Genomic DNA, 26,978 nt, shown 5'->3' with positions numbered 1-26,978 from the left:
TTCACTTTATTGAACAAATTAGATTACTAGGCATTACGAGGGGGTTTATTAATGAAAATGAATGAAAAAGCATATCTAAGTATAGAAGAGATTATTTCATTACCAACCTTATCAGGTACAAACATAAGTGATGATGGCAAAAATGTAGCATTTGTCAAGAAGACAGCTAACTGGAAAGACAATAAATATAGGAATCATGTATGGATATATGAAAAAGATAAGGGGCAGAGTTACCCACTAACAACTGGGGATATAGATAGTACATACCCATTATGGTCTCCAAATTCTAGGGATATCGCATACCTTAGCCCAGTTGGTGACGGGGATGATAAGAAAAATCAAATCTTTGTTAAGTCAATAGATGGTTATAGTGGGGTTCAAATTACTGATGAGAAAGAAGGGGTCAGTAAATTCAAATGGGAGCCTACTGGCAAGGGTTTTTATTATGTTGCACAGTCAAAAGAATCTGAGGTGATAAAGAAACGTAAGGAACTATATGGGGATTTCCATCATATAGGTAAGGAATACCAAAATAATTGTTTATACTACATTGAAATAGAAAAAGTGATACAAAATGATAAATATGAACACGAAAATAGCGTTGTTTATCAACTAACTGATGGAAAGGATTTTCATATCCATGAATTTGATATTTCAAATGATGGGAAAAAGGTTGTATTTATGGCTACATCAAGCTCAAATATGGGAGATTATATAAATGGGGATCTATACATATTAGATATTAAAGCTGGAGAGTTACAAAAGCTGAATATAGATAAGTTGTTGGGAGGGAGCGTTTGTTTTTCTCCTGAAGGCAGCAAAATATGTTACTCAGCAAGTATAAGGGAGAAGGATTACTATAAGACTCATATACAAGACAGTACATTAGAGATATATGATATTAATAGTGGAGAGCTAATTCAACCTTTAACAGATTTTGATAGTACGGTTATTCCATTACGGTGGACAGCTAAAGGAATTTTAATTAGATGGCAGAATAAAACTAATTATCTTATTGGGTTGCTATCTGAGGATGGCACTGTGGAAATGTTAAGCGAAAAAGTAGATATCTTTATAATGGATGCTTCTATAACAAGGGATGGAAATCATATATCCTACAATAAGGCTATAACAAATGAAAACTTTGAAATCTATTTAGATGATAAAAAAATAACGAGTGAAAATAGCTTTTTCAAAGGAAAGCTTAAAAGTAACAGGGAAATAATCTCATGGAAAAGTAGTGATGGTCTTGAAATAGAGGGTGTTTTATCAACCCCAGTAGAGTTTGACGCAAATGAAAAATATCCCTTATTAGTGGTAATCCATGGTGGTCCGGCTTGGGCATCTTTTCCAATATTTTCAGACTGTTTTAATGAGAAATATCCTATTGAACAGTTTATCGAAAAAGGCTTTATAGTTTTAGAACCAAACTACAGGGGAAGTTCTGGTTATGGTAATGAATTCTTAAAAGCAAACTATAGAAAACAGGGAATTGCTGACTACGATGATGTTATATCTGGAGTGGATAAACTAGTTGACAAAGGGATTGCAGATAAAGATAGAGTAGGGATTATGGGGTGGAGTAACGGGGGATATATATCAGCTTTCTGTTCTACATTTAGTAGTAGATTTAAAGCTATTTCAGTTGGAGGTGGAATTACTAATTGGAGTACCCATTATGTAAATACAGATATACCTTACTTTATTAGGATGTATTTAGGAAATAATCCATGGAATGATCCAGAGATATATACTAAAACATCACCAATGACATATATTAAATCAGCCTGTACTCCCACCTTAATCCAACATGGTGAAAAGGATGCAAGAATTCCAACTCTAAATGCATATGAGTTATATCAAGGATTAAGGGATATGGAAGTTGATACAGAATTAATTATATTTAAAGGAATGGCGTATAGTTCTGACCAGCCAGGAATTAATGTGGCTATTATGAAGCAGAATTTGATGTGGTTTTCACACTATATTCTTGGAGAAAGTATGAAAGATTTTAGGGTTTTATGATTAATAAATGGATACTTTAGTACAATTGATTTATCTACGGAACAAAAAAAGATATATTAAATAAAATGATCAAACTTTTTTTAACACCTACATTTATTATAGAATTGAAATAAAGGTTAACTACTTTTAAAAAGTTGCAACGTAACACCCTGGTGGATATGATTATCTAACAGGGTGTTTTTATATTGAAAAGGAAAAGAACATTTGGAATTACAAGAACGATTAAGGAACTGCTGAGTGACAATAAGCCGTTTCGTTAAGGGGCCGAATTGTTGAAAAGTGGATTTAATAAAATATACAATTTATCCCGCTATTTGTGGATAGTAAGACTCCCACTGATTAAAGTTTCACATTATTATTAAATATATATTTAAACCATTATAAGTAAAAGCAATAAGGAGAATAATAACATGACAGAGAATAAAAAAGAGTTATCAATAGAACAGCGTGAAGAATTACTCGGAGCATTGAAAGCCCGTTTTGAGAAAAATATGAATCGTCATGAAGGTATTGAATGGGCTAAAGTCCAAACAAAAATAGATGCTAATACTGAAAAACTGTGGTCTCTCAATGAAATGGAGATAACTGGCGGCGAGCCGGATGTTGTTAGTTATGATAAAGGGAAGGACGAGTATACTTTCTATGATTGTTCAGCGGAAAGTCCTAAAGGTCGCAGAAGCCTTTGTTATGATCTTGAAGCGCTAGAGTCAAGAAAAAAACATAAACCAGAAAATAACGCTATTGATATGGCAACTGCAATGGGCATTGAACTATTAACCGAAGAACAATATCGGAAGTTGCAACAACTTGGGAATTTCGACATGAAATCATCGAGTTGGGTACAAACACCTTCTGATATTAGAGAACTCGGTGGTGCCATTTTTTGCGATTATCGCTTCGGGCACGTTTTCGTGTATCACAATGGAGCAGAATCTTATTATGCTGCCAGAGGTTTTCGTGGTTCGCTAAGGGTTTAAGTTTGGCGTAAATAAAAAATTTGTGTTAAGGCTTGTTTTTATAAAAATAGAAAGGGCATATAACAATCATATGTTATATGCCTTTTTTATTATATATTTGGTAATTTATTTAGGTAATGTAAATTTTGCTTTTTTACCTTGTGAAATATCTTTTGCCTCTTTATTTCTCATAGGTCCTAACTCAATCTCAAAGGTTTTGTCTTTCCAAATTTTTTCATATTGTTCTTGATCTAATGTGTATACTTGCAGTAACTCTCCAGATGTTCCAGTTTTAACAGAAGCGTTATAGTCGTAATTTAAAAGCATGCCTTCGCTAAGCGTATATTGTGTACCATCATTAACTCTTAATGTAGAGCTTATAGGAGATAGCGCAACGTCTTGAGTATCTTTGTTATCAAGTTTGAATTTTACTGTTAATAGAACAATACCATTTTTGAAATTTGCAAAGCGTGGAGCTTCGACGGAATTTGGTGTGAATTGAGTAAATTGGTATCCATCTAATGTAACATTAACAGCACCTAATTCTTGACTATTATTAATACTTGATTTCTCTTTTAACATTTTTTTATCGCCCATGTTATTAGCGGTAGCTTTATCTTGGTAGAAAGTTTTATCTGCTGCAACCTTTTCAGTGCCTTGTTTGTTCAAACTTAACGAAAAGTTTCCAGGGCTACCGATTGGGGCATCAAATTTTCCTTTATTAGCCTGTGCAGTTGGAACTTTGACGGAGACTGTTGATAGGCTTGAAATTTTTGTTAAATCATCTTTTCCAAATGGATAAGCGATATAACCAGAAATGGTTTCGCCTGCTTTTACTAAATAATCATTTGTTGGAGCAAGCTTGGATGGTAGCTGGTCTTCTTTTGGGATTAAATCTTTATAGTTACTATAGACTTTCTGAGCACCAGTAAATGACATGTCCAATGCCGGCATATAGTAAATATCTTTAGTTGAATTATTTTTCACACTATAATTTGCAAGAATAACTCCACCGTCTGTTTGATTATTAAAAGGGATGTTAAAGTCTGTATGGAAGCCATTTAATTCAACTAATGTATAACTATTAAGTGATACTGAAATATCCTCTGCTTTATAGATTTGTGGTTCCTTATTTTCAAAAAGAACTTTTGTTTTACCACCTGTTTCTTTCTCCATATAGGAGATCAGCTTGGAATAATCGCTTGAGTTAGTAGCTGTATCTTCCGTCTTTTTATCTTCGGATTTTTTATCTTCAGGTTTATTTTCTTTCGTTGTACCCGTTTTTTCTGTTTTGCTTTCTTTGGTTGTATTTTCTTTTTGTTCTTTATTTGTCGTATCGCTTTGACCACAGCCAGTTATTAGAAAGGCTGCTACGATTACTGTAGAAAATAAAGAAATTACTTTTTTCGACATTTCTCTTCCCCCTATTTGTTTAAAACTAGATGAGTCTGTATAATCAGACCATTTACAACATATCTCACATTAGTCCCATGTTTTATTATAAAAAACAAACCATTATTTACCAGATTTTTATGGTTATTTTTGTTATTTTAATATCTTAATGGTTATTGTGAATAGAAACATAGTCAAAGCTTATATGTAGGTAAATCACAATGTTTTTTGTTACAGGAGAAGTGAAATCATCTTTGTTATTTGAAATATTCCATCTTTTTGTTAGAATGAAAAATAGAGATATATTGAAAGGGGATAAAGACTAGATATGTGGATGAACTTGTAATGATTAGAAGTTGGATTGATGAATTTTTCTCTCTCATTAGTGAGGGTCTATTTAACTATCTATAAATCATTCAAGGACTGCATATTTGGCTTGTACATCCCTTTTGTAAGGATAGATGCCTATTTTATGTATCTGTCTTTTTTTGCGGGAAAGTTTATATCTCTTATATAAAATATGCGGCCTTTAATTTGGAGGAGTATATTATGAATCAATTAAAAAATAAAGTAGCAGTTGTTACAGGTGTTAGTCGTCTAGATGGTATGGGGGCAGCGATTTGTAAAGAATTAGCTGAAGCAGGATACGATATATTTTTTACGTATTGGACGAAGTATGATAAAGAGATGCCTTGGGGCGTTGATCAAAATGAACAAATACAATTAAAAGAAGAGCTAATACAAAACGGTGTGAAAGTATCAAGTATGGAGTTAGATTTAACTTGGAACGATGCACCGGAACAGCTTATAAATAAAGTTACTGAACAAATGGGGTACCCTGATATATTAATTAATAATGCGGCATACTCTAAGAATAATGATTTCTCAAATTTGACTGCAGAAGAATTAGACAAGCATTATATGGTAAATGTTCGCGGGACTACATTGTTAAGTAGTAAGTTTGCACGTGGATTTAAGAAGAAATCTGGTGGTAGAATCGTTAATATTACTTCGGGACAGTTTAAAGGACCTATGGCTGGAGAGCTAGCCTATGCAACAACGAAGGGAGCTATTGATGCTCTCACTAGTACTTTGTCAGCAGAGGTAGCCCATTTAGGTATAACTGTTAATGCAATTAATCCAGGTCCAACTGATACGGGGTGGATGACAGAAGAGATAAAAAGAGGGTTAAAACCGATGTTTCCTTTCGGCAGAATAGGTGAACCGAAAGATGCAGCGAGGCTTATTAAGTTTTTAGTGAGCGAAGAAGCAGAGTGGATTACAGGGCAGGTCATTCATTCAGAAGGTGGATTTAAAAGATAAGTTTTTTACCCCTTTAGATAGATCTAAAGGGGTATTTTATAAAGTGAAACTTTAATCAGTGGGGGTTTTGTTCATCCCCCACTGATTATTAGTTGAACCAATCGGGCGTTTACAGGCAGTAAGACTCCCACCTAACTTCTTTGCTCCAGCCGAATTTTGAGGTGGGAGTCTTACTGCCCGTTAATGCGGGATAAAGATGAAATCTAGCTCGAAAACTTTTATGTTCCTATAGTAATCACGACATTTCCCTTCTTGCGTCCTGTTTCCACATACGTATGAGCTTCTGAAATTTCTTCTAATGGGTACGTTCTATCAATAACTGACTTTAGTTTTTCTACTTCGGTTAGCTTTTTTAGTAGAAGTATATCTTCTTTGCTCACTTTTGCCATCGTTCCATTGACTGACACGTATTTACCGTTAGGAGCTAATGCTTTCTTACAATGTTGTTTTTGATGCTTCCCAACTGCATCAAATATAATATCGTAGCGTTCGCCTCGTTCAGTAAAATCCTCTTTCGTATAATCAATTGCGTTATCAGCCCCTAAAGATTTTACTAACTCAAAATTTGAATTACTACAAACAGCTGTAACAGTCGCGCCGAAATGTTTAGCAAGTTGCACAGCGGCGGTACCTACTGATCCGGAGGCGCCATATATAAGTACTTGCTGTCCTTTTTTTATGTGCCCTTTTCCTAAAAAATGTAATGCTGAAGTTCCGCCGAAAGGAATAACTGCAGCTTCCTCATACGTCACATTGGTAGGTTTTAATGCTATCAATCCGCTTTCATGTACACATGTGTATTCAGCATAACCACCAACGTTAAGTCCTGTTAATGCAAAGATGTGATCTCCCTTTTTGAATTGAGTTACATCTGTTCCTACTTCCTCAATTTCACCAGATAACTCTACACCGAGTATAGGCTTTCTCGGTTTTCTAAAACCTAATATAATTCGCATAGGAATCCAAAATAAAAGGGGACTAGTAAAGCTTCGCATTCTACAATCTCCAGTTGTTACACTTGTTGCGTGAATCTTAACTAATACTTCATTCTTTTTAGGAGTAGGTTTCTTTACGTCTTGAAGCTTGAGAACGTTAGGTGGCCCGTATTTTGTGCAAATAATTGCTTTCATAGTGACCTCCTGAATTAAGTTATTTTCCTCTATAGCATATTTAAATGTTTTTTAAATCATGCTTATAGTTTCGCTTCATAATAAGTAAAAGAAAGATAGTTCTTTTTACAGTGTAGTATTTTCCTTTTAAGAAAGTAGGTACAATAAGAATAGAACGAAGTACTAGTGAGATTAGAATTTCAAACGAGGAGAGTGCCATTTGAAAAAAAGAAAAATAGCGGTTGCAATTGTAACGTATACAGTGTTGCTCGCGACATCTATACATACATATAAAGAGCAATTGGATCATCCTATTATGAGCGATGTAGGGAAGTTGCTTCCAACAAAGATTAAACGTGTTGAAAATGCTGAGGATGAGAGTTCGTTAAAAAAGCTGGTGCAAGATGCAAATGTTTCTGGAGAGAAGATTTCCATTGCAGGTATGCAACATAGCCAGGGCGGACAGACGTATTATCCGAACGGTACGATGCTTGATATGAAAGGCTATAATGAAATATTAGAGTTTAATCCGGGGAAGAAGAGGATTAGGGTACAAAGCGGTGTGACATGGAATGACATTCAGAAGAAAATAAATCCATACGGCCTTGCAGTTCAGGTGATGCAATCTCAAAATATTTTTACTGTTGGCGGTTCGTTAAGTGTAAATGTACATGGGCGTGATATTCGTCATGAAGCATTGATTGATACAGTAGAGTCGTTCAGATTGTTAATGGCAGATGGTACAGTACGTAATGTCAGTAGAGAAGAGAATGCTGACTTGTTTCCGTATGTAATTGGAGGATATGGATTATTTGGCGTGATTTTAGATGTGACGCTCAAGTTAACGAATGATGAATTATATGAAACGCATACGAAGGTAATAGATTATAAGGAGTACTCTTCATATTTTAAGGAGAAGGTGAAAAAGGACGAGAATATAAGGATGCATTTAGGACGTATTTCTGTGGCCTCGAATTCGTTCTTGAAAGAAATGTATGTGACAGATTATGTATTGGCAGAAGATCAACAAAAGTTGAAAGAGTACAGTAAATTAAAAGAGGAAAATATTATAGCTGCACCAAAATTTTTGCTTGGGTTATCACGTTATAGTGATTGGGGAAAGAATGCATTTTGGGATATACAAAGAAGCTATTTTGAACGTACAGATGGTAAGTACGAAACTCGGAATAATGTAATGAGATCTGATAGTGCTTTTATGGAATACGATAATCCAAACTTGACCGAAGTTTTACAAGAGTACTTTGTACCAATAGATGGCTTTGCAGAGTATATAGATGATTTACGAAGTGTTTTAAATGAAGAGGAATTAAATCTCCTTAACATTACAATTCGCTACGTAGAAAAGAATGAGAATGCGGTGCTATCTTATGCGAAAGATGATATGTTTGCGCTTGTACTTCTAATTAATCAAGGACGTTCTGAGGATGAAATAAAGAAAACAAAAGTGGTTATTCAGAAGATGATTGATGTTACTTTAAAGCATAACGGAAGTTATTATTTGCCGTATTATTCTTATCCGGCAAAGGAGCAGCTAAAGAAAGCGTATCCTCGCGTGGATGAATTTCTTCAGAAAAAGAAAGAGGTAGACCCGGGGGAAAGATTTGTAAATTTATTTTATAAGGAGTATAGCAAATGACATATAGAAGATTTGTAGCCTCACAAAGCATTATTATGATGGCTGGTAGTATGGTATTTCCTTTTTATATACTATTGCTTCGGAATGTTGGAAATAGTTTCTCGCAGTTTGGCTGGGCATACGGCTTATTTGCTTTAACTGCAGCGCTAGTATATCCATTAGTTGGGAGAATTTCTGATAGAGTGGGTGATAGAAAGCTATTAATTGTATACGCTTGGTCTATGGCCATATTAATGCTTTGTTTCCCAATCGTAACAGAAGTTTGGCATGTATATATTCTCCAAATTTTAATGGGTGTTTTAGGTGCTGTGCAGCGTAATACTGAGAAGACGTCGTTGGCACGAAAGGTAGCGCATAAGGAAGCTGGTTATGAAATTGGAAAGTACCATGTATGGACATCAATTGGGGGAGCAGTAGCAATTATCGCAACTGGCTACTTAGTGGATTTCTTTACGATTGGTACAATTTTTTATATTGCCTCAGTGTTGTATATGGTGAGTGGATTTGTGTTAAGTAGTAAAAAAATATAATCATTCCCATTTTTACCTGATTCCCCTTTATTTGTTATACTTATGGAGAAGACAAAAGAAGAGGGGACATTGCCTTTGATGAAATTTTTAGTTTTAGCTATTCTCACTTTGTTTTTGATTCCATGGACAAGAAGTGATAATAAACTTCGCGCAGTGGATAAAGGGGGAGATGAGAAGGTTGTAAAGGGTAAGAAATCATCTATTTTAGTTATTCCAGTTTTATTTTGGATTGGTATTGCAATCTATGAATATTTTTGGTTAATTGATGATCGGGTAGATTCAATTCTTACTCATTATTCTGTTGCAGTAGCGATTTTGATTGGGATTGTCTTATTTTCACAAGATAAGATAGGGAAATTAGAAGGTACTTTAAAGGGACTTCTAATGCTTGTGTTACTCGTAAGTTACGGCTATTTTGGTTATTTACATGATATAGTAATCTCGCAAAAGAAATATGATTCTGTCGTGAAGGTAGAGAAAGATATTTCAGAGCCATTTACTGAAAATGATCAACCGTTTACAGTGCCACCTAAAACAGCGGAAAATAAAATGAAAAAGGTATTTGGTGATATTCCGAAAGTAGCTTATTTTGAGCTAGGGGAATTAACACCACAAATGGTAAATGGTGAAGCCTTGTATGTAGCACCAATTGAAGTGTCAGGTTTCTTTAAAGCGCGTAAGGCAGGAACAATACCAGGTTACGTAACGATGTCAGGTACAAATCCTGATGCGGAAGCGAAATTACATCTTGGATATAAAATGAAGTATGTACCAAGCATGTTTTTCGGTAATAAGTTAGAACGTGTCGTTCGAAAAGCAGAGCCAGATTTGATTTTTAAAGGAAAACCAAAATTTGAAGTTGATGATAAAGGGAAACCGTATTATACAATGACGTACGGTGAGTTTATTTCAGGAAGATCAGGTTTTGAAGTAGAAGGCGTTGTCGTTGTTGATGCAGAAACGGGAGCTGTAAAACGATATGATAAAGGGAATGCACCTAAATTCGTTGATGGTGTATTAAATCATGAAACAGCATCTACGTTAAATACGTACTTCGGGAAATATATTCACGGATTTTGGAATACGAAATTCTCACAAACTGACATGAAGATCCCGACTGAGTGGGGGACGAAAGAAGGAGTTACACCAATCTTCGGTAAGGATGGAACTCTATATTACTTTACTGATTTCACCTCTCCGAAAGAAGGAGTAGATTCTGCCCTCGGTTACTCATTAGTCGATGCACGTACAGGGAAGCTGTATTATTATAACGGAAAAGAAGTAAAGGGAATTATGGATGGTTCGGCTGCTACAGAAGTAGTGGATAATTCCTTTAAGAGAGAGAAATGGCATGGAACGATGCCGGTTATTTATAACGTATACGGTAAACCTTCGTGGATTGTACCGGTTATTGATGACGGGGGATTAGTACGTGCTCATACTGTTATATATGCTTCCAATGCAAAAGTTTTTGCAACAGGTTCGACGCAAAAAGAAGCACTTGAGAATTATAAAAATGCGCTGAGCGGAAGTGGTGACTCATTTAGACCGACTTCAAATGGGAAAGAAGCGCAAAAAGAAGGTACTGTACAACGTGTGTATAAAGAAAAATCAGGTGAAAATACGATTGTGTACCTACTATTAGAAAATGAGCAAAAAGTATTTATGGTGCCTGCGAAGAAATTCCCATATGCTATGTTTACAGAAGTGGGGGATCCAATTCAAATCACATATTTAGATACAGGAGAGGCGATGTCATCCGTATCTAAATTTACAAATAGCAATTTGAAAAAGTAAAGCGATAGAGATTCTATCGCTTTTTTTGCATTATTAAACAGGAAAATACGGGATACTTGACGTATATTTATGTTGTAACTATAATTGTTACGATTCGACATTTATATGAAAGGGTGAATGGAAAAAGTGAATGGAGTTAATCACGAAGTATATAAACCTGTAAAGACAAACAGGTTATGGATGATTCTTGTATTAGGGACACTTACGGCAATTGGACCATTATCTATTGATATGTACTTGCCCTCTTTACCAAAGTTAACGGATGATTTACAAACGGGAGCATCTCTCGCGCAGCTGACATTAACTGCATGTTTGCTTGGGCTTTCAGTAGGACAATTATTTGTTGGTTCAATTAGTGACATTTACGGAAGGCGCAAACCTCTTATTATCGCTCTTATTATTTATGTTGCTTCTTCCTTACTCTGTGCTGTAGCACCATCTATTTGGAGTTTAGTGCTTTTACGTTTCTTACAAGGTGCTTCAGGATCTGCTGGGATTGTTATATCACGTGCAATGGTACGTGATATGTATTCAGGTTCTGAAATGACAAAATTTTTCTCACTACTTATGTTAGTAAACGGAGCGGCACCTATTTTGGCACCGATTATTGGGGGACAATTATTACAGTTCACATCATGGCGCGGTGTTTTTATCGTTCTTGGAGCAATTAGTGTATTCATGTTAATATCAGCTACTTTCGTATTACGTGAAACATTACCTCCTGAAGAAAGAGAGACAGGTGGATTGTCAGGAACGTTGGCAACATACGGAAAGCTTTTGAAAGACCGTTTGTTTATGGGATATGCATTGTCGCAAGGATTAGTAACGGCTGCAATGTTTGCTTATATTTCTGGTTCACCATTTGTGTTGCAAAATATATACGGGGCATCACCGCAAGAGTTTAGTTTGTTCTTTGCGATTAACGGTATTGGTATTATTATTGCTAGCCAAATTACTGGCCGCTTAGCAGGGAAAGTTAATGAGAAAACTTTATTTGTTTTCGGTATTGTTATTGCGGCTGTTGGTGGTCTATCGTTACTACTTACAATTGTATTAGGTATAGGTCTAATTGGTGTTTTATGCTCGTTATTCCTTGTCGTATCAAGTGTTGGGGTTGTATCAACAACTGGCTTCTCGTTAGCGATGAGAAATCAAAAACAAGCAGCAGGAACAGCATCAGCTTTATTAGGTTTATTACAGTTCATTTCAGGAGCACTTGTTGCGCCGTTAGTAGGTATTGGTGGAAGTAATACAGCATTGCCTATGTGTGTTGTTATAGCTCTTTGTGAAATTGGTGCTGTGTTATGCTATTTATTCATGGCAAAAAGAAGTGAAAAGCAGTTTGAACTGCAACAAAACAAAAATTTAGAGGCTTAATAAAAAGAGATGATTCAAAGGAAAGATTTGAATCATCTCTTTTTTTCATTTCTTTGAAATAGCTCATACATATTATTTATGATCGCATCATATAAGAAAGCAAGTTTATCCCATACCCAACGGTTACTATCGACCTCTTTCTCTCCGCAGTCGATAATATCGGTATGATCTGTAATTTTATATGCTTTTTCAACGATGATAGGGGCGATCTTCGGTATACGTGGAATTTCTTTTAAGACATCTGCAAAGTTTCCAATATAGACATGACCGATAATTTCGATTGTTAATGATTTATCAGATATATTGAGTACAGTATGAAATTGATTTGTATGTTGTTGTTTTAAATGTTGGGCTAGCTGAAATGGAGCATTCTTCTTTTTTAATAAGCGGCGAAGGCCCTCTGTATTTTCAATATGAAGTGATCTTTCGCGAATAAGGACGCGAATATCTTCTCCCATAAAAGGTATTGTATTGTACATAGATGATTCTCCTTAAAAACTTAACTGCGCTTACTATAAGCATATGTAAGTCTAGCATGGTTTGTTCTCTATGTGTGCTTACAGTTTTGTAAGGTAGCATAGTAAAGTGGTGCAAAAGTTACTTGAATAAAGTGACGATACTGTGACAAAAATGTTGGTATATATATTAAGAAATCATCTTAAGTGCAAAATTTAGGATGTTCTCGGTATAATAAAACAAGTGGAGATAAGAGAAACTGTAATTTGTGGTAGATGTAGATAAAAGGAGAATAAGAGATGAAGAAGATTTTCGGTATTGCAATGCTTGGGAGTATGCTCCTTCTAGCGGGATGTAATGGAAATAAAGACACGAAAGATACGAAAGAACCGAAAGAAAAGGTAGAGCAATCTACTGAACAGACAGAAGATATGAAAGTGTATCGCGAGGTACATGAAAAGTATGATGTGAAGATGAACAAAGAAATTAATAAAGCGTTACAGTTATTTGAAGTGGCAAAAGAAAAGGGCGGTAAGGAAATAACTACTGCTAAATATAAGGAAGACGTGCGAAAGGTAACAACGGGCATGTTAGAAGATATTGATCATATGCGTAAAGAAATTCGTGTACCGAAGTCGAAAGAACAAGAACATGAATTATATGTTGGCTTCTTAAATGAGTCAGAACAAGCAATGAAAAAATTGCAGAAGTTAGCAGAAGAAGAAGACTCATCGCTGATTCGTGATATAGAAATTAATTTTTCAACAGCATCGACATACTATAAACGTTTTCAAACAGAAACGGAAAAATAACCTTGCATGCGCAAGGTTATTTTTTCTTCTTACCATCTCCGTCTTCATCCTCGCATAGTAATACTTTCTGCTCTTTGTGAAATTCTGAAATTATTTGGTCGGTTCTCTTTTAGATCCAATTACTAAACTAGATTTATATGCAGGTGATGGCCCGAATAACTATGCAAAATGGCATAATAAAGAATTTGACGCTTTAGTAAAAGAAGCAGAAGTTGAACAAAATGAAGATAAACGCTTTGATTTATTACACAAAGCAGAAGATATCATGTTTACAGATTCACCGTTAATCCCAATTATATTCCCTTCTGATTCCTACTTACAAAAAGGATCAGTACCGGGACTTCAATATTATGTTGGATCTAAGCCAGATTTAAGATATGCAAAAATAAAGAAGTAGGCAACCGCCTACTTCTTTATTTTACTTCTCTTTTATATTCTTTTTTCGTTCCATCAGAGAAGACAACTTTTAAATCGAATTTTTGATAGTCTTTATCAAGTTTGAATACATTTACTACTTGATCAATTACTTCTTGATCTGGTGTGTTTTTATCAAATTTTAATTCTTGTAGAAGAGGGCTTAATTTTGTAATAGCCTCGTCGCCTGTGAACTTTACATCTGTTTTATGGTCTTCAATTTTTGCTTCCATTTTTTTATCCGCTGCTACATTTTTATAATCAGCTTCGTAGTCTTTCTTCGTATCTTGATAGTCTGCTTTTAAATCAAATTCATTAAAGTTTAGCTTTAAATCTGCAGGAGCTTCATTCTTTGCCTCTTCTGTCGTCTTCTTATTAGAAGTTGTATCTTGTTTTGCAGGAGCTTTACATCCTGTTAATGCAGGTACTAGCATAAGAGCTAATAAAGCTGATAGTAAAATTCTCATCATAAATTCCTCCTTAATGTAACTTCGTTCTATACAAGTTTTTCCCAATTTCATGTAATTATGTATGTGTTGAAAATAAATTATTTTCTTATAGCTTCAAGGATTTATCCACAATTTAAATCAAAAATGATTTGTATGTATATGGTAAATTGAAGTTGTGAGGAGGTACTGAAATGGATGAAGAGTATAAAGAGATGATAAAAAAAGCAATCGAATATATAGAGAATCATTTGCATGAAGAGCTTACGACAGAAAGAGTGGCATCCTACAGTGCAGTATCGATGTATCATTTTCATCGTATTTTTCAAAGTTATATCGGGATGAGTGTAACGGATTTGGCAGAAAGCTTTTATGAAACGCTTTTAGAAGAGCCGGCAAATCTGCAATTTGAAGAAGTAGAAAAATAAAAAGTAGGGAGAAAAGATATGCTCAAATGTGTGAAACTGATAAGTATTAGTTTAGTAGTATCCTCGTGCATTATGGGAATCAACTATTTAATTAGTTATCTTTGGTCAGGACATATACCTTCTCTGATATGGAAAACATATTTGATGTTTATATTTATTATGAGTTTTAGTTCAATACAAAAAGAGAGCTGACAATAGTCCTTTTTGTCTTCTTATTATTAAAACAAATGCTTATCACTGTATTTGGAAATACGGGTATACTCTCCGAGATTATTTCCCGCAACATACGCAGCAAATGGTTATTATACAATAATATTCGACGGAGTTAGTTTAGAGAAAAATATTATTTCATTATTGTTTATTATTTTAGTTACACAACTGGTAGTAGTAATTGTTATATGTAAAAAAGGTATCCTTCATATGGATACCTTTTTTACTAGGTTTTATTATTTTGCAACTTCTGTCCATTTGTAGTTAAACTCACCGCCGAAGTCAGTTGTTACAAGTCCTTTAATAAATCCGTGTTGTAGGTAAGAACGACCTTGTTGATATAAAGGAGCAACAGCACCATCTTGTAATAAGATTTTTTCAGCTTGTTTCATTGCTTCCCAGCGAGCTTTTTCATCACCGGCTAAATCTGTTTCTATGAATTTATTTTTCGATTTTTGCCCACTTGAAGTTTAACTGGCCTGCAAAGTCAACTTGCACAATTCCTTTTACATAAGAACGTTCAAGATAAGATTCTCCTTTTTGATAGAGAGGAGCGATAACAGAGTCTTTAAATAATATTTTCTCTGATGCTAGTAATGCTTCAAAGCGGGCTTTTTCATCACCAGCTAAAGTAGTTTTGACTTTCTCAATTGTGTCATCAAACTCTTTATTAGAGTAATGATCTAAATTGTAAGGATTATTTGTTGTAAATAGTTCAAGGAATGTAATTGGATCAGCAAAGTCAGGGCTCCAACCGTCAATTCCAATTTCATATTCACCTTTCAATAATAATGAAACCTGCTGCTTACGCGGCTGAGGTTTTATATTAACCGTTAGGCCATCTAGGTTTTTTTCTAATTGTCCTTTTAAAAATTCCCCTGTTTTCTTCTCAAGGTCACCATCACTTGTTAATAGTTCTAATGTTATTTTTTCAGATCCAAGTTCTTGTTTTGCTTTTTTCCATAATTCTTGTGCAGATTTTGTATCGATTTTTGTTAAATCGCCGTTTGCAGCACGGAAGTCTGTTCCATCGGGACCTTTTGCAAAGTTTTTCGGAACGAGACTATAAGCTGGCGTAGAGCCATCATTTAATAGCGTATTTACAAAGGCTTTCCGATCAATTGTTTGAGAAATTGCTTGACGTGCAGAGACGTTTTGAAGTACTTTGTTTTGTTGATTCATACGTAAAAATTGTACGCCTACGTTTGGACGTTCTTTAAAGTTTCCATCCTTTTTATACTTATCAACGAAATCAGATGTTAATTTTATGCGGTCTAATTGTTTCGATTCGAATAAATTTACTTCTGTTGATTTTTCTTTCACAACGTTGAAATTGATTTCTTCGAGTTTGACATTATCTTTATCCCAATAAGTAGGGTTTTTCTTAAATTTAAAGCTTTGTTCATGCTTCCAATCGCTTAGTGTAAAAGCTCCGTTGTACAAGATTTTATTATCTTCTAAAGCGTACTTATTACCTTGTGATTTAAAGAATTCCTCGTTGATTGGTAGAAATGTTGGGAACGCCGTTAAGCTAATAAAGTATGGAACAGGACGCTCTAGTTCTACTTCAAACGTATGGTCATCAACTGCTTTTACACCAAGTTGATCGGCTGGAAGCTCCTTGCTGTTAATTTTTTTAGCGTTTTTAATATCAAAGAATAAAAAAGCATATTCAGAGGCTGTTGCTGGATCGACAGCTCTTTGCCAAGCGAAGACAAAATCTTTCGCTGTTACAGGTGTGCCGTTCGACCATTTTGAATCTCGTAAATGGAATGTGTATTTCGTTTTATCACCACTTACTTCATGAGATTTTGCAACACCAGGAACAGGTTTATTACCTTCACCAAGATTATATAAACCTTCAAATACGTTTCTCATTACTTGACCAGAATCAGTATCAGTAGCACGAGCCGTATCCATTGTTCGAATCTCGGTAGGGGAAGATAAGTTTAAAACTTGCTTACTAGGTGCCTCATCTTTTGCATTTGCTCCGCTCGCTTCGTTTTTATAACTACCGCAACCAGTTAATAAAATACTTACTCCTACAACTGATGCAATACCGGGTACAAACTTCTTTTTCATTTGATTTTCCTCCTAAATAATTAATAAGATTGGATGATGATGAGGGAATGAAAAATAAAAAATCCCTCTTTTCGTATTGAGAAAGAGGGATTTTTACGTACAAGTTATGCACCCGTATATAAACGAAGTCCCTCATTCTATCTTTCAAGCATAAAGCTTGCAGGAAGTGGCACAGTATTCAAAATGAACCTGTTGCCGAGGTTTCAAAGGGCCAGTCCCTCCACCTCTCTTGATACAATGAGTAAACAAATTGACTATATTCATTTTTTTGTTTCTTTGATAATTCAAAATCTTACACCTTAGAGAATGAGGTGTCAATTGAATGTAAAATAGTTTAAATTTTCAGTTTTTAAAAAAGAACCACTGCATATGTACAGTGGTTCTCCTATTTAGAAGTTAAAGTTATCTGGGTCTGGACCAACGCGATGATTTTCATTTAAAGCTTGAATTGCTTTCATATCATCAGTGCTTAATTCGAAATCAAAGATACTCGCATTTTCAATAATACGGTGTTCTTTAATAGACTTAGGAATTGTTACAACTTCATTTTGTAGATCCCAACGTAAAATCACTTGTGCAGTTGATTTGTTATATTTTGCAGCAATTTCTTGTAATGTTGGATTATCCAGTAGTTGTCCCTGCATTAATGGTGACCAAGCTTCAAGCTGAATGCCATGCTCTTTACAGAAAGTATGCAATTCTTCTTGCGCTAAACGTGGATGGTATTCTACTTGGTTAACCATTGGCTTAATTTCTGCAATTTCAAATACGTCTTGCAGGTGGTGAATATGAAAATTACTCACACCGATAGCACGAACACGACCATCTTTATAAAGCTTCTCTAAAGCTTTCCATGATTCAGTGTACTTTCCTTTTACAGGCCAATGTACTAAGTATAAATCTAAATATTCTAGACCTAATTTTTCTAATGTAGTTTCAAATGCTTGTAATGTTGACTCGTAACCTTGATCACTATTCCACACTTTTGAAGTGATGAATAGTTCTTCACGAGGGATGCCAGATTCGCGAATTGCTTGACCAACGCCTTCTTCATTTTTATATATCGCAGCAGTATCGATGCTACGATATCCATTTTTAATAGCTGCTTTTACAGATTCAATTACTTCTGATCCGTCTTCTACTTTAAAAACACCTAAACCGAACCAAGGCATTTTCACGCCATTATGTAATGTCGTGTAATCATTTAAACTTGTTAAAGTCATATTAATTCCCCCTAGCTTTTTTATTGGTTGCTTCAATTGCTTGTTGAAGGACTCCTGAAAAATTATTTTCATATAGAACTTTTAAACCTTCAGCCGTTGAACCTCCTGGTGTTGTTACTTGTTCGCGGAGCATAGCTGGATCCTGTGTTTGTTCAAGCATAGAAGCAGAGCCAGAAATCATTTGAATGACAAGATGTTTTGCAGTTGCTTCATCGACTCCATAACTTTTTGTCGCTTCAATTAAGCTTTCAGCAAAGTAATAAAGGAAGGCTGGCGCACTTCCAGTAACTGCAGTAAGTTGATGAACTTCCTCTTCGGTGCACAGTTGCGAAGTGCCAATGCCTCTTAAAAGCAGTTGTAAAGTTTCTTGATGCATCTCATTTACGGATTGTCCCATTGTGTATAAGGAGATAGACTTTCCAATTTCAGCAGCTGTATTTGGCATAATCCAGGCAACAGGTGTTCCTTGAGGAAGTCTTTCTTCTAGGTAAGATGGTCCGATTCCAGCAGCAACTGTTACGACAAATTGGTCGGTTAGAAGAGGAAATAACTCCTTTAATAACTGTTCATGTGCAGCAGGCGGCATTGCTAAAACAATCGTATCAACAGATGTAATATGCTGCTTCCAATCCGTTGTAATCGATATATCATATTGAGTTTGTAATTGCGTTAGTTTTTCTACATTGCTCCGGTTGGAAACGATAATTTCTTCGATGTATTCTTTACTTGTTTTGAGTAATCCGGAAAATATAGCTTCTGCCATACGACCAGCACCAATAAATAAAATTCGATGTTTAGTTGGCATATCCTTTATTCCTTTCTAGTGGAGATATGTTATAAAAAACGATACCATCTTTAAGAGGATTTTGTAAAAAGAAAAGACTTATAGCGAAAAGAATGAAGTTGGAGAGAGGAGGATTGATACAAAAAGGTTATAAAGATTATTATATTTTAAAAATAGTTGTAATTAAAAATCCCTGAAGTAGTTATACTTCAGGGATTAATAGAATATAAGTCTATGATTTCGTCATACCAAGTAATACAGCGCCGCCGATAATTAAAACACTACCTAGTGCAATAAAGATCAATTGACGTTTTGTTTTCTTTTCACCTAAGAAGACAATCGCACCAAATGTTGAGATAACGATTCCAGTTTGAGATAATGGGAAGCTTGTTGCTACTCCGACACGTGGTAGTGAAAGAAGTAAGAATAAGTTTCCTGTTCCCCATAGTAAACCAGATAAAGCATTACGAATTGCGTATTTGTTAAATGGTTTATGTTTAGATGTCAGTACAACTGCACCAACAAACATACCAACTGCCTGTGGTAAAATAGCAGACCAACCATCAATGTTATACCAACGAATAATAATTACATATACAAGATAGCCGAAAGTAGAAACAATTAAAGTAAGAAGTCCCTTTTTCAATTGTCCTGGTGGCTGTGCATTTTCTTTATCATCTAGTGATGTGAATACAACACCAACTACGATTAATAGGATTGCAATCGTTCCCAGAACAATCGTTGTAGTAGTAGTCCACTCACGAAAAGCGATAACTCCAAAGATAGAAGTTGCAACAAGTTGCATACCAGTGGAAATAGTTACAGTAGTTGAAACACCTAGTTTTTCAACTGTTTTTAATTGGTTTACTTGTCCTAAAGCCCAGAATAAGCCTGAAATAAAACCAACAATCAAGATTGTCATTGTTAAAGCTGGTTGAGTAAATACATACATAATTGTTGCGAAGAATAGAGCACCGATTGTCATACCTACCGTTTGGCTATATGCACCACCGCCCATTTTTACGCTTACTAATAAGATGTTTCCCCATGCGATTGCAGGAAGAAGCGCTAATAAAATGTCCATTACAAGACTCCCTTCGGTTTTCTATACCAATATAATTACATATCGTTCTAACGATCGGTAATGCCCCACTAATAGAGTAGAAGATTACCGATCGCTAAAACAGGATGAAGAACTTACGATATAAATGCGTTTTCATTTCTTCATTTTTTGAAACACCTCCATATAATAACAGGAAATTGACTGTTTTAGAAAGTAAATTCAAATAGAATGTATATTTTAATAAAAAATAAGATTCAGTTATTTTATAGCGATATATTTTATTTCTTAGGAAATAAAGAAGCAGCCTTTGTCGAAAGCTGCTTTAGGAAGTGGTAATTCGCTTATTAATGAGTTGAATACATAATAAAAATAGAAGTGACATGCTAATCGTTATGATGACAAGTGTCCAAGCGAGTTGCATATTACTTGCATCGATAGCCATATAAATTGCCGTTGGAATCGTTTGTGTTTTGCCAGGTATATTTCCTGCAAACATTAAAGTGGCACCAAATTCACCGAGTGCGCGAACAAAGCTTAAAATCATACCGCTAAGTAGTGCGGGGAATGCAAGCGGGAGTGTAACGTGTAGAAAAACTTGATACTCACTTGCACCAAGGTCGCGCGCGCCATCTTCAATTTGTACATTTGCGATAGAAAATCCTGTTTTTGCTGATTGATACATGAGTGGAAATGCAACGACTGTAGAAGCAATGATAGCAGCAGTAGATGTAAACATAATGGACTGCTGAAATAATGATTCAATCCACTTTCCAATGGGACTGTTATTTCCAAAAATGATAATGAGAAAAAAGCCGATAACAGTTGGTGGAAGTACCATCGGTAATAAAAAGATGGTTTCTAGTAGTACTTTATATCGCCACGAGGAGCGTGCTAACGCCCGTCCAATAATCGTTCCCAAAATCGTAACGATAACGGTGGCGCATGCAGCTACTCGTAAGGATAGAAAGACAGGTGACAAAATTGTATCAAAGCTCATAGTAATTATGGCAGGATTGTAAATCCATATTTCTTAAAGATAGATTGTGCATCTTTTGACTGCAAATACTCATAGAATGAAGTCGCCTCTTTCTTATGCTTAGATTCCTTTATAACACCTAAAGGATAGTGGATTGGCTCATGAGAATTAGCTGCTGCCGCCTCTCCAATTTTTACTTTGTCTGAAACGAGAGCATCTGTTTTGTATACGATACCGGCATCAACATTACCTGTTTCTACATATGTTAACACTTGGCGAACATCTTTTGTAAATACGATTTTATTTAGAACGTCATTCCAAAGATTTTTATGTGTGAGAGAAGCTTTTGCATATTTTCCTGCAGGTACAGATTCGGGTGTACCAAGTGCAATTTTCTTGATTTTCTCATCTTTTAAATCTTGAAATTGTGTAAGAGAACTATCTTTTGGAACGACTAGAACTAGTTCGTTTCCAAGAAGATTTTTTCCTTCTTTTTCATTAATGAATCCTTTTTTAACGAGGGTTTGGAATTTATCTTCTGCTGCAGAGAAGAATAAATCAGCAGGCGCACCTTGTTCAATTTGTTGTTGAAGTGCACCGGAAGCACCGAAGTTAAAAGAAAGCTTAATATTTGGTTCTTTCTCTTTATATTGCTTTTCAATTTCTTTTAATGCATCTTGTAAACTTGCAGCAGCTGATATAGTAAGCTCTACTGTTTTTCCTTCTTTAGCAACTGATCTTTCTTTCTTTTCTCCGCTTGAACAAGCTACACTGAATATAAGAAGAAAAGAAAGTATAAGTACCCCAATGGATCGTAATGTGAATTTGTTCATAAAAAATCCCCTTTCGTTTACCATATTAATTATAACTAATTATATTTAATTATAAATAGTTATAATTGAACATATTTAGAAATGTGTGATTGTTTTTAAAAACTAGGAGAAATATTCTTTTCTTTGTTACAATGAAGGGAGAAAGTGAGGAATCGTCTATGGATCATCATTCCTACACAACGGAAGAAGTAGCAAAGCGATTAAAAGTATCAAAATTAACTGTATACGACTTAATTAAAAAGGGCGAACTCCCTTCTTATAGGGTTGGTAGACAAATGCGCATTGATGCAGCGGATCTAGAACAATATATAAAGCAAATGAAAACAGGTAAGGTACAAGTTACTCCTGTAAAGAAGGACGAAATTAGTAGTTCGAATACACGCATCATTAGTGGTCAAGAACTAACGTTAGATATGTTGGCAAAACATATAGAAAATCGTTTGCCAAATTCTAATATATTAAGGGCGTATCAAGGTAGTTTAACGAGTTTAGTGAAGATGTACCAAGGAGAAGGAAGCGTCGTTAGTTTGCATTTGTTTGATGGTGAAACGGGTACATATAATGTTCCTTACGTAAAACGTATTTTAGTTGGACAACCATGTATTATGATTAATTTATTAGCAAGAAATGTTGGATTTTATGTGCAAAAAGGAAATCCCAAAAATATAAAAACATGGGCTGATTTATCTCAGTCATCTATACGATTTGTAAATCGAGAAAAAGGTTCTGGTATTAGGGTGTTAGTGGATGAGCAATTGCGAATTCAAAAATTAAATAAAGAAGATATTAGCGGATATGAATGGGGAGAATCAAATCACCTTGGTGTTGCCTCGCAAGTTGCGAATGGAAAGGCTGATGTTGGAGTAGGATCAGAAAAGTTTTCGCAAATTGTAAACGTAGACTTTATTCCGATAAGGAAAGAACAATATGATTTAGTACTTCTGAAGAATAAAGAAAATGAGGAACTTATTGAGGTTATGAAAGAAGTTTTGCAATCTGAAGAGTTTCATAATGAATTAAAAGCAATTGGTGGATATGATATAAGCAAAACAGGCCAAATTATATATGAAACAAACTAAAAAGCTGCTTGTCTATAAGACGAGCAGCTTTTTCTATATATAAAGGGGTTTGGGGAAACAAATTGTTAAACGAGACTTTGAGCAAGTGCGTAAATGAAAGCCGTAAGAAGAGCTGCTCCACTTGCAAGTCCGATAAAATCTGATTTGTTGAAAGTAATGTTGTTCATCATAATCTCTCCTTATTTGTTTAATGTAGTTGCAACAGCCTTTGCATCGACAAGTGCGGATAGCACCATGCCCATTGTGTTAAAAAATTTGTTTGATTTCATTTTGTTCATCATGTGTATCCGCTCCTTTTCGAATTGTTGTTGCCCTGCTTTATGTCTTAATTATATGAAATATAGGTAGTTGCAACTATCGAATTAGCTTACGAGAGGATTACACTTTTGTAAGAAAAAAAGACATTCGTGTAAGAATGTCTTTTAAAGCATATTGATATGATGTTGCTCCGTAATTGTTTTTAAAAAGCTACGCATCGAATTGGTCATGTAGCTATCTTTACGGCGTATGAAAACAGTTGAAATACTGCCGTATTTTTCGGGAATTGGATGGCAATGTACTTTACCTGCTGTAGAAAGGTGCTGCACCGCAGATTGGGGGACAAGTGTAATCCCAAGACCGAGCGCCACACTATTTAATATTGTTTCTAATATGTTAAATTCCATAATTCTATTTGGCAGCAAACCTTCATCTTTAAGCCATCGTTCTAGCTTGGAACGGTATCCACATCCTTGATTAAAAACGAGTAGGGGCGTCGTAGTAAATTCTTCTATATGAAAAGCTTTATTTTGTGTAACAAGCATTAATTTCTCGGTACTAACATCGTATTGTTCAATTAGTGGATGTTTAATAGGACCTGATATAAAGGCACCATCCAATTGATGATCGAGTACTTCTCTAATAAGTTCTTCCGTTAGACCAGCTTGTAATGATAAATCGACATTTGGGTAGCTTTTATAGTAAGAAGATAAGATGGTAGGCAATGTACTGACTGTTTCGACTGTACCGATTTTTAATATACCAGATGGTGTTTCACTGTCTAAAAATACTTGTTTTAGCTCTTCAACATCTTGCAAAATTTTATTAACATAAACAAGCATTTTTCTTCCTTCAGCTGTTAAAGTCATGCCTCGTTTATGACGATAAAAGAGCGGTGTTTTCAGCTCATTTTCTAATTGTTTAATGCGTGCTGTTACATTTGATTGTACGTAATTTAATTCTTTTGCTGCGCCGCTTACACTACCGCGATCGGCAACGTTCTGGAAGATTTGTAAGTCTCGTAATTCCATTTTATGCTCCTCCTTGATGTTAACTATCATTATAAATGATAGTTAACATCATTTTGAATCATTTTACGTGATATATTTTTTCTTTTACAATTCTCTTTGTGCAAAAAGAAAGAAGCGGGGGATTGTGGTGAGAAAAGGTCAAATGATAATAGGTGCTTTAGCATGTTTAATTGCGAGTATGTCATGGGGAGCGATGTTTCCTGTTGCTGATCATGCACTAGAATACATAGATCCATTTTATTTTTCGTTTATTCGTTATGGGGCAGTAGCAATTGTACTGATTGTATTATTGCTGCTGAAAGAAGGAAAGAAAGCATTTCGCTTAGAAGGAAGAGGGAAGTTACTCGTCTTTTTTGGAACAATGGCGTTTACTGTATATAATGTATTAGTTTTTCTAGGACAAATGTTAATGGGAAAGTCAGGTGTAATGGTAGCTTCTATTATGGAAGCACTTATGCCGATGATTTCAATTTGTATTTTATGGGGATACAAGCATATAAAACCGAAAAGGTATATGATAACGAGCATGATTATCGCGTTTGTAGGGGCTATATTTGTTATTACGAAAGGTGACATGAGTTTCTTTTTAACATTGAAAGATAACATATTTTCACTAGCATTCATATTTATTGGTGTTGTAGGATGGGTTATTTATACGATGGGTGGTCAAACGTGTAGTGATTGGTCAACATTACGTTACTCAACATTAACTTGTGTATTTGGGACAGCAGTTACAGGGGTTATAACAATAATCATTACGGCACTTGGATATGTATCAGTTCCAAGCATGGGAACGATTTCTATTGTGAAATATGATTTGTTATTTATGATGACGTTACCAGGTATTGTAGCACTACTTGCTTGGAACTACGGTGTGAAAATCTTATCATCAATTAATGGTATTTTATTTATTAATTTTGTGCCAATTACTACGTTAGTTATTATGATGATGCAAGGATATAAAATAACAATGTTTGATATTGTAGGAACATTACTTGTTATTACAGCGCTTATTCGTAATAACGTTTGCCAAAGAAAAGAAGAAAATATAAGTAAGCAAGTTTTACAAGAAGAGCAATTACGCCAAGCCGTTTAATAGGCAATTGGAGGATTTTACATGTTAGAAAGTTTATTGTTTTTCTTTGCCGTTGGAGTTGCTTGCGAGCTTGCAGCAATTAATCGAAATGGTCGTAAGAAGATAAAACAACAAGCTGAACTGATACAGCTTCTAAAAGAATTAAAGGAAAGAAAAATTTAAGAAGACGACCGGGCATAGACGGTCGTCTTCTTCTATATAAAGGGGAAAGGGGACACAAAGTTATAGGGTCGTAGCAGCGTAGATGAAAGCAGTAAGAAGAATCGAGCCGCTAGCTAGTCCTAAAAAATCTAATTTGTTAAAAGTGATGTTTTGCATAATACATTCTCCTTACTTGTTTAATGTAGAAGCAACAGATTTTGCATCGATAAGAGTGGATAATACCATGCCCATTGTATTTAAGAAATTGTTCGTTTTCATTTTGTTCATCATATAGATCCACTCCTTTTCAAATGGTTGTTGTTACTTTCTGACCTAATTGTATAAGATATTGAAGGGAGTCACTATCGAATTAGCTTACAAGAAAATTACACTTTTGTAAGAATTGAAATTTAACAATAAATACTTATTTTTATTACCAACTCCTAAAACTTAGTGTTATAATCGTTATAAGAAAATGATTATACTTCGGATATTCAGAAAGGAACGAAACAAATGTATAAACCAATTACATTTTCGTTGAAATATATATTTAAAATGGCTGGGAAGGTAGAAGTACAAGGGAGAGAGAAATTACCGGAAGGTGGCCCTTATGTTGTTGCTTGCACACATACAAGCTTTATGGATGTTCTAATGTTAGCGGCAGGAATGTATCCAACCCAAATTCATTACATGGCAAAAAAAGAATTGTTTGAAGGGAAATTCAAAAATTGGTTTTTTAAAAATGTAAATGCGTTCCCCGTAGATCGTGCGAATCCAGGGCCAAGTACACTAAAAATCCCCTCGCGTTTATTAAAAGAAGGAAAAGTAGTAGGGATTTTTCCAAGTGGGACGAGGTCATCAGAAGACGTTTCATTAAAAGCTGGTGCTGTTACGATTGCAATGCGTTCTAACGTCCCGTTAGTACCAGCAGCTTATATTGGTCCATCAAGTGTAAAAGAATTGATAAAAGGAAAAAAAGCGCGATTAGTTTTTGGGGACCCAATTCAAATCGATGCTGGAGAACAAGTGGATCGAAAAACAGCTATGAAAATGATGACAGATCAATTAAATGCAAAGTTTGAAGAACTAAAGGAAGTTTTGCAGACAAATTAAAAATAAGAAAAGACGACCGGGCATAGACGGTCGTCTTTTCTATTACTATTTATATAAAGGGGAAAGGGGACACAAAATTATATAAGCGTAGCAGCGTAAATGAAAGCAGTAAGAAGAATTGAGCCGCTAGCTAGTCCTAAAAAATCTAATTTGTTAAAAGTTATGTTATTCATTGTGAATTCTCCTTACTTGTTTAATGTAGAAGCAACAGCTTTTGCATCGATAAGAGCGGATAATACCATGCTCATTGTATTTAAGAAATTGTTCGTTTTCATTTTGTTCATCATATAGATCCGCTCCTTTCCAAATGGTTGTTGCCCTGTTTCTGACTTAATTGTATGAAATATTACGGAGAGTCACTATCGAA

At 35.0% G+C, this 26,978-nt stretch carries 26 protein-coding genes, 5 pseudogenes and 1 riboswitch; of the genes and pseudogenes, 15 read left to right on the top strand and 16 right to left on the bottom strand.

The annotated features are described in order from the left end of the window. The first annotated feature begins 51 nt into the window (after positions 1–51). Positions 52–2,025, top strand: coding sequence for a S9 family peptidase (locus tag ACTFQM_RS25635; RefSeq protein ID WP_440036812.1), 1,974 nt, complete (start codon positions 52–54; stop codon positions 2,023–2,025). 410 nt (positions 2,026–2,435) lie between these two features. Next, complete coding sequence (locus ACTFQM_RS25630; RefSeq protein ID WP_440036810.1) at positions 2,436–3,002, top strand: DUF4256 domain-containing protein; 567 nt, start codon at positions 2,436–2,438, stop codon at positions 3,000–3,002. Between the two features lie 105 nt (positions 3,003–3,107). Here ACTFQM_RS25630 and ACTFQM_RS25625 read toward each other — a convergent pair whose 3' ends face one another. After that, on the bottom strand, positions 3,108–4,394 hold the full coding sequence (locus ACTFQM_RS25625) for a DUF5068 domain-containing protein (protein ID WP_440036809.1): 1,287 nt from the start codon (positions 4,392–4,394) through the stop codon (positions 3,108–3,110). A 528-nt stretch (positions 4,395–4,922) separates the two neighbouring features. Here ACTFQM_RS25625 and ACTFQM_RS25620 point away from each other — a divergent pair. Beyond that, the gene (locus tag ACTFQM_RS25620; protein WP_440036808.1) at positions 4,923–5,696 is read left to right on the top strand and encodes an SDR family oxidoreductase; all 774 of its coding nucleotides are present in this window, start codon (positions 4,923–4,925) and stop codon (positions 5,694–5,696) included. Between the two features lie 218 nt (positions 5,697–5,914). Here the strand turns inward: ACTFQM_RS25620 and ACTFQM_RS25615 are convergent, their stop codons facing one another. Further along, on the bottom strand, positions 5,915–6,826 hold the full coding sequence (locus tag ACTFQM_RS25615) for an NAD(P)-dependent alcohol dehydrogenase (protein ID WP_440036807.1): 912 nt from the start codon (positions 6,824–6,826) through the stop codon (positions 5,915–5,917). A gap of 199 nt (positions 6,827–7,025) precedes the next feature. On the opposite strand from ACTFQM_RS25615, the gene ACTFQM_RS25610 reads away from it, so the two are divergent. The 4 genes from ACTFQM_RS25610 to ACTFQM_RS25595 all read left to right on the top strand — a co-directional run bounded on the left by ACTFQM_RS25610 (position 7,026) and on the right by ACTFQM_RS25595 (position 12,166). Next, positions 7,026–8,462 carry an FAD-binding oxidoreductase gene (locus tag ACTFQM_RS25610; RefSeq protein WP_440036805.1) on the top strand — a complete coding sequence of 479 codons (1,437 nt, stop codon included), beginning with the start codon at positions 7,026–7,028 and terminating at the stop codon, positions 8,460–8,462. Continuing rightward, positions 8,459–8,992 (top strand): MFS transporter, encoded by a 534-nt coding sequence (locus ACTFQM_RS25605; protein WP_440036803.1) that lies wholly within the window; start codon positions 8,459–8,461, stop codon positions 8,990–8,992. The genes ACTFQM_RS25610 and ACTFQM_RS25605 overlap by 4 nt, the downstream gene beginning before the upstream one ends. A gap of 78 nt (positions 8,993–9,070) precedes the next feature. Continuing rightward, positions 9,071–10,789 (top strand): DUF3981 domain-containing protein, encoded by a 1,719-nt coding sequence (locus ACTFQM_RS25600; protein WP_440036823.1) that lies wholly within the window; start codon positions 9,071–9,073, stop codon positions 10,787–10,789. A 117-nt stretch (positions 10,790–10,906) separates the two neighbouring features. Beyond that, on the top strand, positions 10,907–12,166 hold the full coding sequence (locus ACTFQM_RS25595) for a Bcr/CflA family multidrug efflux MFS transporter (RefSeq protein WP_082183415.1): 1,260 nt from the start codon (positions 10,907–10,909) through the stop codon (positions 12,164–12,166). 32 nt (positions 12,167–12,198) lie between these two features. On the opposite strand, the gene ACTFQM_RS25590 is transcribed toward ACTFQM_RS25595, so the two are convergent. Further along, entirely contained in the window at positions 12,199–12,645 is a 447-nt protein-coding gene (locus ACTFQM_RS25590; protein WP_440036801.1) for a hypothetical protein, read from the bottom strand. A gap of 276 nt (positions 12,646–12,921) precedes the next feature. On the opposite strand from ACTFQM_RS25590, the gene ACTFQM_RS25585 reads away from it, so the two are divergent. Then, a complete protein-coding gene (locus ACTFQM_RS25585; protein WP_440036800.1) occupies positions 12,922–13,434 on the top strand; it encodes a hypothetical protein in 513 nt (170 codons plus the stop codon). 16 nt (positions 13,435–13,450) lie between these two features. Here ACTFQM_RS25585 and ACTFQM_RS25580 read toward each other — a convergent pair. Then, positions 13,451–13,537 (bottom strand): annotated as a pseudogene (locus ACTFQM_RS25580) (DUF3951 domain-containing protein); the annotation flags it as partial. Between ACTFQM_RS25580 and ACTFQM_RS25575 the strand changes: the two are divergent. After that, positions 13,535–13,831, top strand: a pseudogene (locus tag ACTFQM_RS25575) (peptide ABC transporter substrate-binding protein); the annotation flags it as partial. The pseudogenes ACTFQM_RS25580 and ACTFQM_RS25575 overlap by 3 nt on opposite strands. Before the next feature lie 16 nt (positions 13,832–13,847). Here ACTFQM_RS25575 and ACTFQM_RS25570 read toward each other — a convergent pair. Next, the gene (locus tag ACTFQM_RS25570; protein WP_025151059.1) at positions 13,848–14,315 is read right to left on the bottom strand and encodes a YusW family protein; all 468 of its coding nucleotides are present in this window, start codon (positions 14,313–14,315) and stop codon (positions 13,848–13,850) included. Positions 14,316–14,488: 173 nt separating this feature from the next. Here ACTFQM_RS25570 and ACTFQM_RS25565 point away from each other — a divergent pair. Continuing rightward, positions 14,489–14,650 (top strand): annotated as a pseudogene (locus ACTFQM_RS25565) (AraC family transcriptional regulator); the annotation flags it as partial. Positions 14,651–14,910: 260 nt separating this feature from the next. Next, positions 14,911–15,196, top strand: a pseudogene (locus ACTFQM_RS25560) (hypothetical protein). Here ACTFQM_RS25560 and ACTFQM_RS25555 read toward each other — a convergent pair. From ACTFQM_RS25555 to modA, 7 genes and pseudogenes are all read right to left on the bottom strand, one after another. After that, a pseudogene (locus tag ACTFQM_RS25555) lies at positions 15,169–15,369 on the bottom strand (peptide ABC transporter substrate-binding protein); the annotation flags it as partial. The pseudogenes ACTFQM_RS25560 and ACTFQM_RS25555 overlap by 28 nt on opposite strands. 4 nt (positions 15,370–15,373) lie before the next feature. Beyond that, positions 15,374–17,014, bottom strand: a complete 1,641-nt coding sequence (locus ACTFQM_RS25550) for a peptide ABC transporter substrate-binding protein (RefSeq protein ID WP_440036798.1) — start codon at positions 17,012–17,014, stop codon at positions 15,374–15,376. Positions 17,015–17,148: 134 nt separating this feature from the next. Continuing rightward, positions 17,149–17,253, bottom strand: a riboswitch (SAM riboswitch). 150 nt (positions 17,254–17,403) lie between these two features. Beyond that, entirely contained in the window at positions 17,404–18,237 is an 834-nt protein-coding gene (locus tag ACTFQM_RS25545; protein WP_440036797.1) for an aldo/keto reductase, read from the bottom strand. A 1-nt stretch (position 18,238) separates the two neighbouring features. After that, positions 18,239–19,042 (bottom strand): pyrroline-5-carboxylate reductase, encoded by an 804-nt coding sequence (gene proC, locus ACTFQM_RS25540; RefSeq protein WP_440036796.1) that lies wholly within the window; start codon positions 19,040–19,042, stop codon positions 18,239–18,241. Between the two features lie 211 nt (positions 19,043–19,253). Then, the gene (locus ACTFQM_RS25535; protein ID WP_002175392.1) at positions 19,254–20,105 is read right to left on the bottom strand and encodes a GRP family sugar transporter; all 852 of its coding nucleotides are present in this window, start codon (positions 20,103–20,105) and stop codon (positions 19,254–19,256) included. 301 nt (positions 20,106–20,406) lie between these two features. After that, positions 20,407–21,081 (bottom strand): molybdate ABC transporter permease subunit, encoded by a 675-nt coding sequence (modB, locus tag ACTFQM_RS25530; RefSeq protein WP_025151064.1) that lies wholly within the window; start codon positions 21,079–21,081, stop codon positions 20,407–20,409. Between the two features lie 5 nt (positions 21,082–21,086). Further along, the gene (gene modA, locus ACTFQM_RS25525) at positions 21,087–21,893 is read right to left on the bottom strand and encodes a molybdate ABC transporter substrate-binding protein (protein WP_440036793.1); all 807 of its coding nucleotides are present in this window, start codon (positions 21,891–21,893) and stop codon (positions 21,087–21,089) included. A 131-nt stretch (positions 21,894–22,024) separates the two neighbouring features. On the opposite strand from modA, the gene ACTFQM_RS25520 reads away from it, so the two are divergent. Then, complete coding sequence (locus ACTFQM_RS25520) at positions 22,025–22,972, top strand: helix-turn-helix transcriptional regulator (protein ID WP_025151066.1); 948 nt, start codon at positions 22,025–22,027, stop codon at positions 22,970–22,972. Positions 22,973–23,037: 65 nt separating this feature from the next. Here the strand turns inward: ACTFQM_RS25520 and ACTFQM_RS25515 are convergent, their stop codons facing one another. After that, positions 23,038–23,139, bottom strand: coding sequence for a DUF3948 family protein (locus ACTFQM_RS25515; RefSeq protein WP_016103331.1), 102 nt, complete (start codon positions 23,137–23,139; stop codon positions 23,038–23,040). Positions 23,140–23,394: 255 nt separating this feature from the next. Then, complete coding sequence (locus ACTFQM_RS25510) at positions 23,395–24,261, bottom strand: LysR family transcriptional regulator (RefSeq protein WP_440036792.1); 867 nt, start codon at positions 24,259–24,261, stop codon at positions 23,395–23,397. Between the two features lie 127 nt (positions 24,262–24,388). Between ACTFQM_RS25510 and ACTFQM_RS25505 the strand changes: the two genes are divergently transcribed. Further along, complete coding sequence (locus tag ACTFQM_RS25505; RefSeq protein WP_440036791.1) at positions 24,389–25,357, top strand: DMT family transporter; 969 nt, start codon at positions 24,389–24,391, stop codon at positions 25,355–25,357. Positions 25,358–25,378: 21 nt separating this feature from the next. Next, positions 25,379–25,519 carry a YrzO family protein gene (locus tag ACTFQM_RS25500; RefSeq protein WP_002115427.1) on the top strand — a complete coding sequence of 47 codons (141 nt, stop codon included), beginning with the start codon at positions 25,379–25,381 and terminating at the stop codon, positions 25,517–25,519. A 60-nt stretch (positions 25,520–25,579) separates the two neighbouring features. Here the strand turns inward: ACTFQM_RS25500 and ACTFQM_RS25495 are convergent, their stop codons facing one another. Further along, on the bottom strand, positions 25,580–25,675 hold the full coding sequence (locus ACTFQM_RS25495) for a DUF3948 family protein (protein ID WP_082183413.1): 96 nt from the start codon (positions 25,673–25,675) through the stop codon (positions 25,580–25,582). Between the two features lie 336 nt (positions 25,676–26,011). On the opposite strand from ACTFQM_RS25495, the gene ACTFQM_RS25490 reads away from it, so the two are divergent. Then, a complete protein-coding gene (locus tag ACTFQM_RS25490; RefSeq protein ID WP_440036788.1) occupies positions 26,012–26,611 on the top strand; it encodes a lysophospholipid acyltransferase family protein in 600 nt (199 codons plus the stop codon). Between the two features lie 77 nt (positions 26,612–26,688). Here ACTFQM_RS25490 and ACTFQM_RS25485 read toward each other — a convergent pair whose 3' ends face one another. Next, on the bottom strand, positions 26,689–26,784 hold the full coding sequence (locus tag ACTFQM_RS25485) for a DUF3948 family protein (protein ID WP_078173584.1): 96 nt from the start codon (positions 26,782–26,784) through the stop codon (positions 26,689–26,691). Positions 26,785–26,978: the final 194 nt, after the last annotated feature.

The organism is Bacillus cereus group sp. MYBK30-2 (assembly GCF_051915945.1).
Taxonomy (GTDB): Bacteria; Bacillota; Bacilli; order Bacillales; family Bacillaceae_G; genus Bacillus_A; species Bacillus_A paramycoides.
Note: the sequence above shows the minus strand (reverse complement) of the source record. Positions and strands in the feature narration are given on the sequence as shown.

Excerpts from the sequence above, each read along its gene's own strand:
- ACTFQM_RS25595 (WP_082183415.1), top strand. The coding sequence starts at position 10,907 with ATGGAAAAAGTGAATGGAGTTAATCACGAAGTATATAAACCTGTAAAG.
- ACTFQM_RS25545 (WP_440036797.1), bottom strand. The coding sequence starts at position 18,237 with ATGACTTTAACAAGTTTAAATGATTACACGACATTACATAATGGCGTG.
- ACTFQM_RS25535 (WP_002175392.1), bottom strand. The coding sequence starts at position 20,105 with ATGGACATTTTATTAGCGCTTCTTCCTGCAATCGCATGGGGAAACATC.
- ACTFQM_RS25600 (WP_440036823.1), top strand. The coding sequence starts at position 9,071 with ATGAAATTTTTAGTTTTAGCTATTCTCACTTTGTTTTTGATTCCATGG.
- ACTFQM_RS25570 (WP_025151059.1), bottom strand. The coding sequence starts at position 14,315 with ATGAGAATTTTACTATCAGCTTTATTAGCTCTTATGCTAGTACCTGCA.
- ACTFQM_RS25635 (WP_440036812.1), top strand. The coding sequence starts at position 52 with ATGAAAATGAATGAAAAAGCATATCTAAGTATAGAAGAGATTATTTCA.
- proC (WP_440036796.1), bottom strand. The coding sequence starts at position 19,042 with ATGCCAACTAAACATCGAATTTTATTTATTGGTGCTGGTCGTATGGCA.
- ACTFQM_RS25515 (WP_016103331.1), bottom strand. The coding sequence starts at position 23,139 with ATGAACAACATTACTTTCAACAAATCAGATTTTATCGGACTTGCAAGT.
- ACTFQM_RS25500 (WP_002115427.1), top strand. The coding sequence starts at position 25,379 with ATGTTAGAAAGTTTATTGTTTTTCTTTGCCGTTGGAGTTGCTTGCGAG.
- ACTFQM_RS25495 (WP_082183413.1), bottom strand. The coding sequence starts at position 25,675 with ATGCAAAACATCACTTTTAACAAATTAGATTTTTTAGGACTAGCTAGC.
- ACTFQM_RS25510 (WP_440036792.1), bottom strand. The coding sequence starts at position 24,261 with ATGGAATTACGAGACTTACAAATCTTCCAGAACGTTGCCGATCGCGGT.
- ACTFQM_RS25620 (WP_440036808.1), top strand. The coding sequence starts at position 4,923 with ATGAATCAATTAAAAAATAAAGTAGCAGTTGTTACAGGTGTTAGTCGT.
- ACTFQM_RS25615 (WP_440036807.1), bottom strand. The coding sequence starts at position 6,826 with ATGAAAGCAATTATTTGCACAAAATACGGGCCACCTAACGTTCTCAAG.
- ACTFQM_RS25630 (WP_440036810.1), top strand. The coding sequence starts at position 2,436 with ATGACAGAGAATAAAAAAGAGTTATCAATAGAACAGCGTGAAGAATTA.
- ACTFQM_RS25520 (WP_025151066.1), top strand. The coding sequence starts at position 22,025 with ATGAAGGGAGAAAGTGAGGAATCGTCTATGGATCATCATTCCTACACA.
- modB (WP_025151064.1), bottom strand. The coding sequence starts at position 21,081 with ATGAGCTTTGATACAATTTTGTCACCTGTCTTTCTATCCTTACGAGTA.
- ACTFQM_RS25550 (WP_440036798.1), bottom strand. The coding sequence starts at position 17,014 with ATGAAAAAGAAGTTTGTACCCGGTATTGCATCAGTTGTAGGAGTAAGT.
- ACTFQM_RS25485 (WP_078173584.1), bottom strand. The coding sequence starts at position 26,784 with ATGAATAACATAACTTTTAACAAATTAGATTTTTTAGGACTAGCTAGC.
- ACTFQM_RS25585 (WP_440036800.1), top strand. The coding sequence starts at position 12,922 with ATGAAGAAGATTTTCGGTATTGCAATGCTTGGGAGTATGCTCCTTCTA.
- modA (WP_440036793.1), bottom strand. The coding sequence starts at position 21,893 with ATGAACAAATTCACATTACGATCCATTGGGGTACTTATACTTTCTTTT.
- ACTFQM_RS25490 (WP_440036788.1), top strand. The coding sequence starts at position 26,012 with ATGTATAAACCAATTACATTTTCGTTGAAATATATATTTAAAATGGCT.
- ACTFQM_RS25605 (WP_440036803.1), top strand. The coding sequence starts at position 8,459 with ATGACATATAGAAGATTTGTAGCCTCACAAAGCATTATTATGATGGCT.
- ACTFQM_RS25590 (WP_440036801.1), bottom strand. The coding sequence starts at position 12,645 with ATGTACAATACAATACCTTTTATGGGAGAAGATATTCGCGTCCTTATT.
- ACTFQM_RS25625 (WP_440036809.1), bottom strand. The coding sequence starts at position 4,394 with ATGTCGAAAAAAGTAATTTCTTTATTTTCTACAGTAATCGTAGCAGCC.